Genomic DNA, 12,181 nt, shown 5'->3' on the forward strand with positions numbered 1-12,181 from the left:
GGGGGGACAGGGGTCCAACCAGGGACAAGCGGTCCAACCGCGCATGGGTGGTTCGCACTCACGGCGGAGGCGAGTCGCGTGCTCGGACCACCGGGACCCGAAGTGCGCCATTGCACGCACACGCCTATATGAGGACAGCCTCACCTCCACTAATGTCTTAGTCGTTCACTCACCTGCGACCGAGAGCGAGACCTCTGTGACCGTCTCCCGTAAGTCCTTCCTGCTGGGCGGCCTGGCCGTCCCCGCCGCCGCGATCCTGGCCGCCTGCGGCTCTGATTCATCCGGCGGCACCTCCGCCTCCACCGCGAGCGCCGGCGTCGCCGCACAGACCACCGCCGAGGAGATCACCGTCGAGCATGCCTTCGGCACCACCACCATCCCGGTCGGAGCCTCCCGTTTCACCGCCGTCGCCTGGGGCAATCACGACGTCGCGCTCGCCCTGGACGTCATGCCGGCCGGCCTGTCCGCCCAGACCTGGGGGGTTGAGGATGACTCCGGGATGCTGGAGTGGACCAAGCAGAAAGTCGATGAGCTGGTGGCCGCCGGCGCCGCGCAGCCGGTCCTGTTCGACGACACCGACGGCTATGACTACGAGGCCATCGCCGCAACCGCCCCCGACGTCATCCTGGCCGCCTACTCCGGCCTCAGTCAGGAGGACTACGACACCCTCAGCCAGATCGCCCCCACCGTCGCCTACCCGGGTGTGCCCTGGGGCACCAAGTGGCGGGAGATGATCCGCTTGGACTCCCAGGCCATGGGCCTGGGCGAGCAGGGCGACACCCTCATCACCGACCTGGAGCAGCAGATCGCCGACGCAGTCGGCCAGTACCCGCAGATCGCCGGCAAGTCGGCGGCCTTCTTCTACATGAGCGAGTCCGATACCTCCACGATCGGCTTCTACACCACCGCCGATCCACGCACCGCCTTCATGACCGACCTGGGCATGACCATCCCCGCCTCCGTGCAGACCGTTTCCGACGCCGACCCGGAGACCTTCTACAGCGACGTCTCCAGCGAGAACGCCGACCAGGTGGCCGACGTCGACGTGATGATCATGTACGGGGAGGAGTCCGACCTGGCCACGCTGCAGGCGGACTCCCTGGTGGGCACCATCCCGGCGATCAAGAACGGCGCGGTCGCCTTCGTCGGCAATGGCACGCCGCTGTCGGCCTCCACCAACCCCGGCCCGCTGTCCATCCCATGGGGCATCAAGGACTACGTCGCCCTGATCGCCGCCGCCGCCGACAAGGCCGACGCCGCCTGAGCCTGAGCGAGCACCAGTGACTGCCCGCAGCGCGCTCGCCCGGCCACGCCCCGATCCACTGCCGGATACCGCGCCCGACTCTTCTCCCGGGTCGGCGGAGGCCCGGTCGTCCCGACGCGGTCGCTCCCGTCGACCGCTGGTTGCCTGTGGGCTGCTGCTCGCCCTGCTGGCGCTCGCCGTCGTCTGCTCGATCGCCTTCGGCGCGCGCGTGGTCGACATCGGAGAGATCCTGGACGGACTGGCCGGAAGAGGCGAGGCACTCGGCGCGCTGGCGGTGGCCGAGCGGGTGCCGCGCACCGCCACCGCCGTGACCGCGGGGGCGGCGCTGGGGGTCTCCGGTGCCCTCATGCAGGCGGTCACCCGCAACCCGATCGCCGACCCGGGCATTCTCGGCATCAACACCGGGGCGTCGCTGGCGATCGTCGCCGCCATCGCGTTCGTACACATCTCCTCCCTGTGGGAGTACCTGTGGGTGGCACTGGCCGGGGCGGCCCTCACCGCCGTCTTCGTGTACGCCGTCGGCTCGCTCGGCCCCGGCGGCACCACGCCGGTCAAGCTCGCCCTGGCGGGCGTGGCCACGAGCGCGGCCCTGTCCTCGCTGATCAGCGCCATCATGCTGCCGCGCGCGGAGGGACTGACCGACTTCCGCTTCTGGCAGGTGGGTTCGCTCGGCCGGGGCACCTGGGCGTCGCTGGCCACCGTCGCCCCGTTCCTGCTGGTTGCCGCCGTTCTGGCCGCCGCGATGGCCCGGCCGCTGAACTCCCTGGCGCTGGGCGAGGAAATGGCCGTGGGCCTGGGCGTCAGGGTCGGCCGCACCCGCCTGCTGGCGGCGGCCGCGGGCGTGATCGCCTGCGCGACGACGACGGCGCTGGTCGGTCCGATCGGCTTCGTCGGGCTGATGGTGCCGCACGCCGTGCGCATGCTGGTGGGTCCGGACAACCGGTGGCTGCTGCCGCTGTCGGCGCTGGGCGGGGCGGCGCTGCTGACCTTCGCGGATGTGCTGGGGCGGGTGATCGCCCGTCCCGGCGAGGTGAGCGTGGGCGTGGTGACCGCCTTCGTGGGGGCTCCGGTTCTCATCGCGATCGCCCGCGGCGCGAAGGTGCGTGAGCTGTGAGCGCCGCCGCGGCCGCGGTGGAGCCGGGCTTCACCGAGGCGGGACGACGACGTCGCCAACGCCGCTACCTCGCCGTCACGGCGGCGCTGGCGGCCCTGGTGGCCTGCCTGTGGTGGCTGATGCTGCTGTCCGGCACCACCTGGTACTCCCCCGCGGAGGTGGTCGCCGTGATTGCGGGACGTGACGTGCCGGGCGCCGTCTTCGCCGTCGGGCAGTTGCGGCTCCCACGCGCACTGCTGGGCCTGCTGGCGGGCGCCGCCTTCGGCATGGCCGGCCGCACGTCGCAGACGATGCTCCGCAATCAGCTGGCCAGCCCCGACGTCATCGGCATCACCTCCGGGGCCTCCATGGCGGCGGTGTTCGCGATCCTGGTGCTGGGCTGGTCCGGGATGCGGGTGAACCTGCTGGCGCTGGTGTGCGGGCTGGGCACGGCGCTGGTCATCTACCTGCTCTCCGGCACCGGCAGCACCCAGGGCGGGCGCCTGATCCTGATCGGCATCGGCATCTCGGCCATGTTCTCCTCCGTGATCTCCTATTTGCAGTTGCGGGCCTCGATCTATTCCGTCGCCGACGCCATGCGCTGGTTGTCGGGCTCGCTGGGGGATGCGAGTTGGGGACAGGTGCCGCTGCTGGCGGGCGCCGTCGTCCTCCTGGGTGGGGCACTGCTGGCCCTGGGCCGAAATCTGACCACGTTGTCGCTGGGAGAGGAGTCCGCCACCGGGCTGGGGGTGCACGTGGATCGCACCCGCCTGGTGCTGCTGTTGTCCACGGTGGCGCTGGCGGCCTTCGCGACGGCGGCCACTGGGCCGATCGCCTTCGTTGCCTTCCTCGCCGGCCCGCTCACCGCCCGGCTGGTAGGGCGCACCGATCGGGCCCTGCTGGCGCCGTCGGCACTGATGGGGGCGGCGATCGTGCTCGGTGCGGACCTGGCCGGCCAGCACCTGTTCCCCACCGCGCTGCCGGTCGGCGTGGTCACCGGCATCGTCGGCGCCCCCTACCTGCTGCTTCAGCTGGTCCGCCTCAACCGGGAGGGAGCCTCCGCATGAGTTCCACCAAAACTCGGGCCGACGCAGCCGCCGGCGGGTTGTCCGCGGCTCCGGTCACGTCGATCGAGTCCGCCCAGTCGCGCGCCGACGCACATGATTCCGGGCACGCGGTCCCCCGCAGCCTCACCACCCGCGGGCTGCGGTCCGGCTACGGGCGCCGCACCGTCGTCGACGACGTCGATATCACCGTTCCCGTGGGCGCCATCACCGTGATCGTGGGCGCGAACGCCTGCGGCAAGTCGACGCTGCTGAAGACCATGGCGCGGATACTGGCGCCGATGTCCGGCTCGGTGCTGCTGGACGGCCGGGACGTCGCCACGATCCCTACCAAGCGCCTGGCCACCCGGCTGGGGCTGCTGCCGCAGCAGCCGATCGCGCCGGAGGGGATCGTCGTCGCCGACCTGGTGGGCCGCGCCCGCCACCCGCACCAGGGCCTGTTCCGCTCCACCTCCGCCGCGGACCGGCGCATCGTGGAGGAGGCGCTGGTAGCCACCCGCACCGCCCAACTGGCCGACCGGAGTGTGGATGAGCTGTCGGGCGGGCAGCGGCAGCGAGTGTGGATCGCCATGGCGCTGGCGCAGCGCACCGACGTGCTACTGCTGGATGAGCCCACCACCTTCCTGGACCTGACTCACCAGGTGGAAGTGCTGGACCTGCTCACCGATCTGAACCGGGAGCGCGGCACCACGATCGTGATGGTGCTGCACGACATCAACCTGGCCGCCCGCTACGCCGACCACGTCATCGCCATGCGTCGGGGGCGAGTAGTGGCCGCGGGGGCGCCGGGCCAGGTGGTCAGTCCGGCGCTGATGCGCGAGGTGTTCGATCTGGAGGCCGAGGTCATCACCGACCCGGTTTCGGCCACACCGCTGGTGCTGCCCAAGGGGCGCCACCACGTGGTCGGGGCGGCGGATGCGGGGGCGGCGGGAGCAACCCGCCCGGGCACCTCGGCGGCGCCCGGCCCCGGTGAAGAGTCCGGCACGGCTATGGGGACGGTGCCGTGAGCGCCGCCGAGCCGGAGCCGTTCCGATTCTTCCCGGTGCGGGTGGAACGGATCGTGGATGTCACCCCAAGCCTGCGGCGGGTGACCTTCACCGGAGACGAACTGGAGGACTTCGCCGATCCGGGCTGGGATCAGCGGATCAAGCTGGTACTGCCCGCCGTCGAGGGCGGTTACGCGCATCTGCCGACGGGCGCGGACTGGTACGGCGGCTGGCGCACCCTGCCCACCGACCGGCGCCCACCGATACGCACCTACACCACGCGCGCCGTCCGTCCCGGGGCCGGGCAGGACTTGTACGACGCGGCCGAGGAGCCAGAACAAAGGCGAACGGTGGCCGCCGGGGCCTCCACCGGTGGGGAGGTCGACGTTGACATGGTGGTGCATGCGCCGCTGGGTCCGGCCACCCGCTGGCTGGAGAGCGCCCGTCCGGGCACGTCGGCGATGCTGCTGGGGCCCTCGCGCGCCTGGCTGAGGACGCAACCGACCGGTGCGCGTCCCGGCGGCGTGGACTTCGTGCCGCCGACCGTCACCGGACGCTTCCTGCTCGGCGGGGATGAGACGGCGGCCCCGGCGATCGCCAGGATTCTGGAGCAGTTGCCCGCATCCGCACGGGGTATTGCGGTGGTCGAGCTGCCCGTGGCGGCCGACGCCGACTACCTGCCCGCGCACCCGGGCATTGAGGTGCGCGCACTCGCCCGTGACGCGCGGCCGCACGGCGAACGCCTCGTGGCGGGCGTGAAACGGGCGGCGGCCGAGTTGCTGCCGGAGGGCGCTCCGCAACAGGTTGAGGAAATCGACGTGGATCGCGAATTGCTGTGGGAGGTGCCGCGCACCGCGCGAGGCGGAGCGGCGCTCAAGCGGGCCGACGTGTACGCGTGGCTGGCCGGCGAGGCGGGTGCCGTGTGCGCCCTGCGTCGCCACCTGGTGTCCGAGCGGGGCCTGGACCGGCGGGCCGTGGCCTTCATGGGCTACTGGCGCCTGGGCCGAGCGGAGGGTTGAGGTCGATTACCCTCCGGAGCCCCCGAGAACAACCGCCGCGAGATGGGAGTCCCCTGCGTTGACGTGCCCGGGTAGTGTCGGTAGCGTCACAGCATCAATTCACGTAGCGTCCGGGTCGGGAGGATTGTTATGAGCGGCCAGGTTTCACCGGAACAGTCTGGTATGCCGCAGTGGCCACCAGCGCCGCAACCGGGACAGCCGCAGCACACCTGGAGCCGACCCCTGCGTATCGACATGCGGGAGACCGCAGCCGGGGTTTTGGCGCTGATTGACAGTGATCGGCGGTTCGAGCGGCTGCTGCGGCAGGGACTGACCCCCCAGCAGGTGGCTGAGCGCACCGGGGAGGAGGAACGCTTCGTCCTGACCGTCAAGCGCATGATGGACCGGGGCGAGCCGGTGCGCCCCGAGACCCCGGAGGAGCTGGGCTACAGGCGGTTTTTGGGCCAGATCAGCAGCCAGGAGATGATGGACCGCCTGCGCGCCTGGCCCTACACCTTCGGCCGCATCCGCGACTACGACGGCTACGAGCGCGGCTCCTGGGACGACATACGAAGTCTGCGCTCAGACGGTCTGCTGTCCGATCAGGAGTACGACGAGCTGGAGGCGATCACCGATCCGATGCCCCGCCCGCCGCGCGACCCCCTGCCGTGGGAGAAGGGCTGGCAGCCCCAGTGACACCCCCAACCACCCGGGGCAGCGGGAGCACCCCGGGTGCTGAGGTTGTGGAGGCCACCGCCGCGCAGGTCCAGGAGATCATTGACCGCCTGGCGCCCGACCACACCCTGCCCGAAGAACCTGCCGAGGGGTCGTTCTGGCACCAGCTGCAGGACGCTATCTCCGACGCCTACCTGGCCCGGGCAAGGGAGCACGGCTCGCGCGGGGGAAGGGCGATCATTATGGCCGGGTCCCCGGGGGCCGGTAAGTCCCAGGCAGTGGCCACCACCCGCAAGGTCCTGGGCCCAGAGCGCTCGGCCGAGCTGGGGGTGGACGAGGCCGGTTACACCACCATCGACGCCGACGATATCAAGCAGCTCCTCCTGGGCAGCCCCGTGCCCGGCCTGGACGTGGATGCTGGCCTGCTGGCCCATGCCCGCACCCACTGGGACACCCTCATCACCACCCAAGCCCCCGGGCCCCTGGCCGACGGGCGCCCCATCAGCCGCGGCGAGCTGGCCACCCTCGTCCACCCCCTGTCCACCAGCACCGCAGACCTCGCCCGCCATGCCCTGCTTCGCAACAAGTTCGACGTCAAGATCGAAGGCACCCTGCAATGGATGCAGTCCCCCACCATCGGCCAGGGTCCCCGCCTGATTCGCGAGCTCGAGGCCGCCCGATACACGCAGGTAGCCATCGTCGCCGTGGACACCCCCGAGGACATGTGCCTCAAGGGCGCCCGTGACCGGTGGGCCGGGCCCCGCTCCCAAGGCGACCCCACCGCCCGCTACACCCCACCCGCAGCCATCACCTCCACCTTCACCACCGGCCCGGACCGCACCCAGGTCAGCCGGTGCACCACCAACGCCCGGGCCACCCACCAACTCGCCACCACCAGCACCACCCTGACCGCCGCGGACCTGCTAGTCACCCACCGCACCGAGCACGGCCCCACCATCATCGACCACACCGACCGCGACGGCATCACACGCTCCTACTCCACCCCCCACCCCCTACTCGCCGCCATCAGACCACCACGCACCCAACAGGCAGCCACCGCTCGCATTTGTGACCCCGCCGCCTCCGCCCCGCCAAGGCAGCCGTTCACCCGTCAAGACGTACTACGCAACATCAGCGCCCCACGCCCTTACACCCCCAAACCACCCAGACAAGACCACGGCACCGGCCGCTGATGGTAGTGTCGCCAAGGTCACGGTTTGGTGGTCGTCCGGGAGGAGAACCGGCATGAATGACAACGGTGAAGAACTCTCGGCGGGTCTGTGGGACTTTACTCCGGTGCCCGAGCCGACCGACCCAGTGGAGCAGGACGCACTGACCGATGAGGTCATTGACCGGGACCTGATTGATCCGGACACGGGGACTGGGCTGGCGCCCATGGACGTAGCCACCCCGGTGCCGGAGGAGTACTTCACCCATTTCGAAGACATCCTGCCGCGCTCGGTTCTGCATATCTGGCGGCGGTTCGGGTTCGAAGGTTTTGGTGATGGCCTGTTCTGGATCACCGACCCCATCGCCTGGGCACCAGTGGTTCGCGAGTGGCTGGACCCGGTGAGAGAGCGCCTGCCGTTCACCGACACCTTCCACTGCCTGGCCCGCTCCGCCATGGGCAACCTATTCCTGTGGGGCGAGAACAGCGGTCACAGCGTCGAGATCGACCCCACCTATGGTGAGGTTATTATCGACCAGCTCGCCATACAGTCCGTCCAAAACCCAGAAGTACACCAGCGACAAGGACGAACAGCTTTCTCTGGTGCTGCGGATCGTAGTGTTGAGGGTCCTGAGGATAATGCCGAGCGGGCGTTGCCGCCGCAGGCGTTGGAGCGCCTAGGGCCGATCAACTCCCACCAGGTGTACGGGTTTGTGCTCCCACCCGCACTGGGCGGGCCGATCAGCGTGGACAATCTGCGCATCACCGACGCCCACACCTACCTGACCCTGCAAGCACAGCAGAACGACATCACCGTCAGTGACCCGGTGGGCGCCAACTGGGGCCAGGTAGCCCCGATTATCGGCACCGATCCCGGCACCTCCCCGCTCGGCCAGGCAAGCGAGTCATGACGGGGACGGCCAAGACAAATCCTGCTCCTGCAGCTCTGCCGGATTCACACGGCTTCCGGCACGCCCTGGGCGCCGAGGACCCCGGAGCGGTCGCCAAGCAGTACCCACCCTCACCAGCCCGCGACGACCGAGCCATGGTGCGCACCGTCTACCACAACGGCCGTAACCCCGACCTGCAGGCCAAGGGAGCGGAGTTCGAGTTCCAACTCGACGGCCAATACGAGATCCTGGCGCAAATGCCAACCAAGGACTACCTGGCCGCCCGCGACCTATTCAAACAACAAGGCAGACAAGGCAACGAAGCCACACGACGCGCACGCGAACAACTCAGAAACAGACTTGCTGAGTACGGTAGGGACCTTCTTGGCATGCCTAGTGCCGCGTCCCGTGCTTGGGCGCGTGAGGCTATGCGGCAGGTGGCGATTCTGCACAACCCCGACCAGGTCCTGGGCGGTGACCTGAGTCCCTCCCGGGACGCGGGCGGCACGCCGATCCCTGGAGACAGAGGCGTCAATTCCTCCCTGGGGGCGCAGAACCTCAGCAATGCCGACGTGATCGATGCTGCCGCCGAGCGCCAGGTCGCCGCCGGGAAGGGCCATCTGCCGCTGCGCTTCCAGGTGGTGCTGACCAACCGGCGTCGTAACGTCCAGCAGCTGCGCGCCCGCCAGCCGCCCCCGCCACTGCAACTCGCTCAGCCGTGCACGGAGCCTGGCTCCCGGGCGCCCGCACAAACCCTGAGCAGGGCGGTGCTGGCCGCCCGCCCACCCCCAGGCGCACGCACAAACCCCACCACCGCCGCCCGCATCCGCCAAACCCTGGGCATACACAACCCAACCTACACACCCCCACACCGAAACCGCCCCGGCACCAACCGCACAAACGGGCCGGAGCGCTGATCCCACTCACCGGAACACCCGGACGGACCAACCTGCACTAACCCACCACACCGAACCAGGGTCATTGGGAGAACGCCATGAGTGAAGCAGACGATGGCATCGAGCAAGCAATCGAGATCCGCCTACGGGAGCTGCTCGCAGCTGCCCGCAGCTGGTCGCGGGACGACTCCGAGGCGCTGCGTAAACGCATACTCGCAGAACTCGACCGCGGCATGTACGACCGCCGGAGCGCAGACATCGAACAGTTCAAGTCCGAGGAAGATCGTGCCGATTCTCGGCAGCTGTTCGCCAAGGCAGACCGGGAGGACCGGCGTGCCGACGAGGCGCATGCCGCAGCGAAGCACGAGGCCGACCCTGCCGAGCGCATGCGCGCCCAGGCCGCGTCTGAACAGCGCCGCACCGCCGCCGACGCTGCCCGCGAGGACGGCCGGATGCGCTACGACACCGCCGAGCGCCGTGCCGAAACCGCCCGCACATTGGAGTCCCGGGGCCTGGATCGGGAACTGGTGGCGATTCGAATGCGTGCCGACATCAGTCAGGCCCGACCGGCCGTCGACGCAGTGAGGGCGGGCAGACCGGGCAGAACCGCTGTGCACGGCAGGAGCTACCAGAGCCGTCGAATGCGACAATTCGCAGTCCAAGGCAGGCGCACCGGCCTCAGTCGTTGAGGCCGCCTGGATTGACGCGCTCGTCGTCGAACATGCCGGGCGGCGGAGCCACGTACGGAAGCGGCTCGCCCTTCTTGGACAGATTCTCCTCCCCCTGCGTGGCGGTTGCGAACGGCCCATCCGGATCCATCAGTACAGCCATGTGGTAGTCCGCGTGATCGCGCCACCAGGTGCTCATGCCCGTCGCCGGATCGAGCCGCAGGTACTCCCAGGCCCGCCACAGCGCCTCCAGCCGGGCCACGGCCTCCTCATACTCCCACCACCTCGCGGCCCAGCAGCGGTGTCTGCCGTCGATCCGCCGCCGGTACATGTTGCGTAGGAAGTCGCGCACGAACTCGTCGACATTAGCGAAGTAGAGCTGAGGCTCGTCGGTGCTTCCGCCCGGTCCGCCATTGTCGGCGGGCACCGTCTGGTCCAGCGGCCACTGACCTTCACTCATAGCGTCTCCTTCTCGTCAACAGTGGCTTCGACGACGGCCAACTCGGTGTCCGCCTCATGAATGGTTCGCTCGGCCTGGGGATCGTGGGCGGCGATTGATGCCCTTACCGCGTCGGCGTGGGGGCCGGACATCCAGGGGATGGTGCGGATGAGCGTGGGTCGCGCTCCGGAGGCGAATACGACTGCGCGACCCTTGGGCAGGGCGGCGAGATCGGCGACGTCGAGGATGCGCTCGCGCTGCAGCTGGCGGGAGACGGTGCGTTGTGCGCCGCGAGCGTAGGAGGTCGAAGAGGACATGCGGTCGTAGTCACCGACCATCCGGGAGAGATCTTCCAGGAAGGCCGCCTCGCTGACGCCGCCGCCGTACACCTTGACATTAGAGGCGCTCCACAGCTTCTTCATCCCGGCCTCTCCCCATACCTCCACGCCCTGTGACCAGGACTGGAGGATCGTCATCAGGACGATTCCGCGCGAGCCGTAGTGGCTGTACAGGTTGGGCAGTTCGCGCCAGCGGCACACGTTGGCGGCCTCGTCGAGTACGCCGAGCAGCGGCGTGGTCAGGCGCCCGCCGGGGGATCTGGCCGCCAACTCCTCCGCTGCCTCGACGACGGCGACGGTCAGGGCCGTAACCAGGGGGCCGGCGGTGCCACGCCCCTCCTTCGATAACGAGTAAAGCGTGCCCTCGCCGTCGCGCACGAAGTCCTCGGGACGGAACTGGGGGCGAGGGTCCGCCATACCCCGCGGAGTTACCCAGCGCGCGACTTGCCGGTTAGTCAGGCATGAGGCCATCTGCTGCGCAGTCCCGAACACGCCTCCGCGCTGCTTGTCGGGTGCGGTGATGACCCCGGCCACCTGGTCCGCGGTCAGGTCGAATCCGTGGTCGCGCAGAATGTCGACAGCGGTCTCATCAGTGGGGCGGGTGAGCCAGGTGTAGACGTCCGTGATCGCGCGGTGGTCGAGTGCGGCGGCGAGCAGTAACCCTGCGAGGAGGTCCTGCCCGGCCGGGTCGAAGTAGGCGTCGGTACGAGCGCCCGGGTCGCGTGAACCGGAGGCGAAGTGCTCGGCCAACTTCGCCGCGCGCACTTCGTCGGTGACGTAGCTGAGCGGGTTCCACCACCAGTCGGGTTCCTCCAGGGCGATTCCCTGCGGGTCGAACACCCATACCGCACCGACGCCCCCGCGTACGTCCCGGGTGGCGTCAACGATGTCGCGCTTGTTGGAGGTCACCAGCACGGCCCCGGGCGTGTCCAGGATCGCGGGGATGGCCCGTGAGGTGGTCTTGCCGGTGCGCGGGCCCCAGATGTCGATATGCATATCCTCCCATGAACCGTAGAGGGTGTTGCCGTCCGTAATGGCACGCCCTATCGGCACACCGGGGGAGGCGGTGACGCCTAGGCGCCTCGCAGTCGCCTGGACGCTCTTGCGACTCAGCGAGTCGACGTCACGCCCCCTACCCATGTAGTTGGCGGCGCGGTCCACCCGTGAGCGACGGCGTCGCAGGCGGTGCACGGCCAGTCCCACAAGGGCGCCGAGCACGATGACGATGACGCCGGTGCCGCCTAGCGCCCACCACCCGGCGGCTCCGGGCCAGGGCAGGTCGCCGCCGAGCAGTCCGAAGACGACGGCGAAGGGATTTCCCGGAACCTCGACTCCGGATCCCGCCAGGCGGTGCCCCAGGTGCATGGCGGCATACACGAAGCCCACCACTACCACCACGAGGACGATGCCGATCCACAGCAGGATGACCTCACCGGATATGCTCCCGGGGTCACGACGGCGATTGTTGGGGGTGCTCATGCGTCTGCGCCCACTTTCTCCTGGACCGGGTCTGCGGGGGCGGTTCGTCTGCCCACGCGCGACTGCTCGTGCCAGAGCCTGTTGGTGTCGTTGATGCTCAGCTCGGTGCTGGTGAGCTGGACGTTTACGGGGATGCCGGGACGGCCTCCGACCTTTACTAAGAACTTGCCGCGGCCGGGAGGCTCCGCCTCCCGGCCGGTGGACGGATCCCATGCGGGCGGAT

At 69.5% G+C, this 12,181-nt stretch carries 12 protein-coding genes and 1 pseudogene; 10 read left to right on the top strand and 3 right to left on the bottom strand.

What is annotated here, in order from left to right; translation table 11 throughout:
- The first annotated feature begins 196 nt into the window (after window positions 1–196).
- The 10 genes from DRB06_RS05275 (at window position 197) to DRB06_RS05320 (ending at window position 9,723) form a co-directional block, all read left to right on the top strand.
- Window positions 197–1,264: an iron-siderophore ABC transporter substrate-binding protein gene (locus DRB06_RS05275; RefSeq protein ID WP_111819308.1), complete on the top strand. Its 1,068-nt coding sequence runs from the start codon at window positions 197–199 to the stop codon at window positions 1,262–1,264.
- A 16-nt stretch (window positions 1,265–1,280) separates the two neighbouring features.
- Complete coding sequence (locus DRB06_RS05280) at window positions 1,281–2,378, top strand: iron ABC transporter permease (RefSeq protein ID WP_258522149.1); 1,098 nt, start codon at window positions 1,281–1,283, stop codon at window positions 2,376–2,378.
- The gene (locus DRB06_RS05285; RefSeq protein ID WP_111819309.1) at window positions 2,375–3,424 is read left to right on the top strand and encodes an iron chelate uptake ABC transporter family permease subunit; all 1,050 of its coding nucleotides are present in this window, start codon (window positions 2,375–2,377) and stop codon (window positions 3,422–3,424) included. Before DRB06_RS05280 ends, DRB06_RS05285 begins: the two co-directional genes overlap by 4 nt.
- Window positions 3,421–4,428 carry an ABC transporter ATP-binding protein gene (locus DRB06_RS05290; protein ID WP_111819310.1) on the top strand — a complete coding sequence of 336 codons (1,008 nt, stop codon included), beginning with the start codon at window positions 3,421–3,423 and terminating at the stop codon, window positions 4,426–4,428. Before DRB06_RS05285 ends, DRB06_RS05290 begins: the two co-directional genes overlap by 4 nt.
- Entirely contained in the window at window positions 4,425–5,426 is a 1,002-nt protein-coding gene (locus DRB06_RS05295; RefSeq protein WP_111819311.1) for a siderophore-interacting protein, read from the top strand. The genes DRB06_RS05290 and DRB06_RS05295 overlap by 4 nt, the downstream gene beginning before the upstream one ends.
- 234 nt (window positions 5,427–5,660) lie before the next feature.
- The gene (locus DRB06_RS05300) at window positions 5,661–6,101 is read left to right on the top strand and encodes a hypothetical protein (RefSeq protein ID WP_111819312.1); all 441 of its coding nucleotides are present in this window, start codon (window positions 5,661–5,663) and stop codon (window positions 6,099–6,101) included.
- Window positions 6,098–7,273 (top strand): zeta toxin family protein, encoded by a 1,176-nt coding sequence (locus DRB06_RS05305; RefSeq protein ID WP_220092974.1) that lies wholly within the window; start codon window positions 6,098–6,100, stop codon window positions 7,271–7,273. Before DRB06_RS05300 ends, DRB06_RS05305 begins: the two co-directional genes overlap by 4 nt.
- Window positions 7,274–7,325: 52 nt before the next feature.
- Window positions 7,326–8,159, top strand: coding sequence for a GAD-like domain-containing protein (locus DRB06_RS05310; RefSeq protein WP_073333586.1), 834 nt, complete (start codon window positions 7,326–7,328; stop codon window positions 8,157–8,159).
- Window positions 8,156–9,055 carry a polymorphic toxin type 15 domain-containing protein gene (locus DRB06_RS05315; protein WP_111819314.1) on the top strand — a complete coding sequence of 300 codons (900 nt, stop codon included), beginning with the start codon at window positions 8,156–8,158 and terminating at the stop codon, window positions 9,053–9,055. The genes DRB06_RS05310 and DRB06_RS05315 overlap by 4 nt, the downstream gene beginning before the upstream one ends.
- Before the next feature lie 77 nt (window positions 9,056–9,132).
- Window positions 9,133–9,723, top strand: a complete 591-nt coding sequence (locus tag DRB06_RS05320) for a hypothetical protein (protein WP_111819315.1) — start codon at window positions 9,133–9,135, stop codon at window positions 9,721–9,723.
- Here DRB06_RS05320 and DRB06_RS05325 read toward each other — a convergent pair.
- The 3 genes and pseudogenes from DRB06_RS05325 to DRB06_RS16335 form a co-directional block, all read right to left on the bottom strand.
- Window positions 9,713–10,162 carry a DUF4913 domain-containing protein gene (locus DRB06_RS05325; protein ID WP_111819316.1) on the bottom strand — a complete coding sequence of 150 codons (450 nt, stop codon included), beginning with the start codon at window positions 10,160–10,162 and terminating at the stop codon, window positions 9,713–9,715. The two genes, DRB06_RS05320 and DRB06_RS05325, sit on opposite strands and share 11 nt — an antisense overlap.
- Complete coding sequence (locus tag DRB06_RS05330) at window positions 10,159–11,958, bottom strand: type IV secretory system conjugative DNA transfer family protein (protein ID WP_111819317.1); 1,800 nt, start codon at window positions 11,956–11,958, stop codon at window positions 10,159–10,161. Before DRB06_RS05330 ends, DRB06_RS05325 begins: the two co-directional genes overlap by 4 nt.
- Window positions 11,955–12,181: pseudogene (locus DRB06_RS16335) on the bottom strand (hypothetical protein); the annotation flags it as partial. The gene DRB06_RS05330 and the pseudogene DRB06_RS16335, both read right to left, overlap by 4 nt.

The sequence above is a fragment of the Actinomyces sp. Z5 genome, assembly GCF_003287795.1.
In the GTDB taxonomy this organism is placed as follows: Bacteria; Actinomycetota; Actinomycetes; order Actinomycetales; family Actinomycetaceae; genus Actinomyces; species Actinomyces glycerinitolerans.

What these genes read in the sequence shown, in the direction of transcription:
- DRB06_RS05320 (WP_111819315.1), top strand. Translation starts at nt 9,133, where the DNA reads ATGAGTGAAGCAGACGATGGCATCGAGCAAGCAATCGAGATCCGCCTA.
- DRB06_RS05325 (WP_111819316.1), bottom strand. Translation starts at nt 10,162, where the DNA reads ATGAGTGAAGGTCAGTGGCCGCTGGACCAGACGGTGCCCGCCGACAAT.
- DRB06_RS05310 (WP_073333586.1), top strand. Translation starts at nt 7,326, where the DNA reads ATGAATGACAACGGTGAAGAACTCTCGGCGGGTCTGTGGGACTTTACT.
- DRB06_RS05315 (WP_111819314.1), top strand. Translation starts at nt 8,156, where the DNA reads ATGACGGGGACGGCCAAGACAAATCCTGCTCCTGCAGCTCTGCCGGAT.
- DRB06_RS05330 (WP_111819317.1), bottom strand. Translation starts at nt 11,958, where the DNA reads ATGAGCACCCCCAACAATCGCCGTCGTGACCCCGGGAGCATATCCGGT.
- DRB06_RS05290 (WP_111819310.1), top strand. Translation starts at nt 3,421, where the DNA reads ATGAGTTCCACCAAAACTCGGGCCGACGCAGCCGCCGGCGGGTTGTCC.
- DRB06_RS05300 (WP_111819312.1), top strand. Translation starts at nt 5,661, where the DNA reads ATGCGGGAGACCGCAGCCGGGGTTTTGGCGCTGATTGACAGTGATCGG.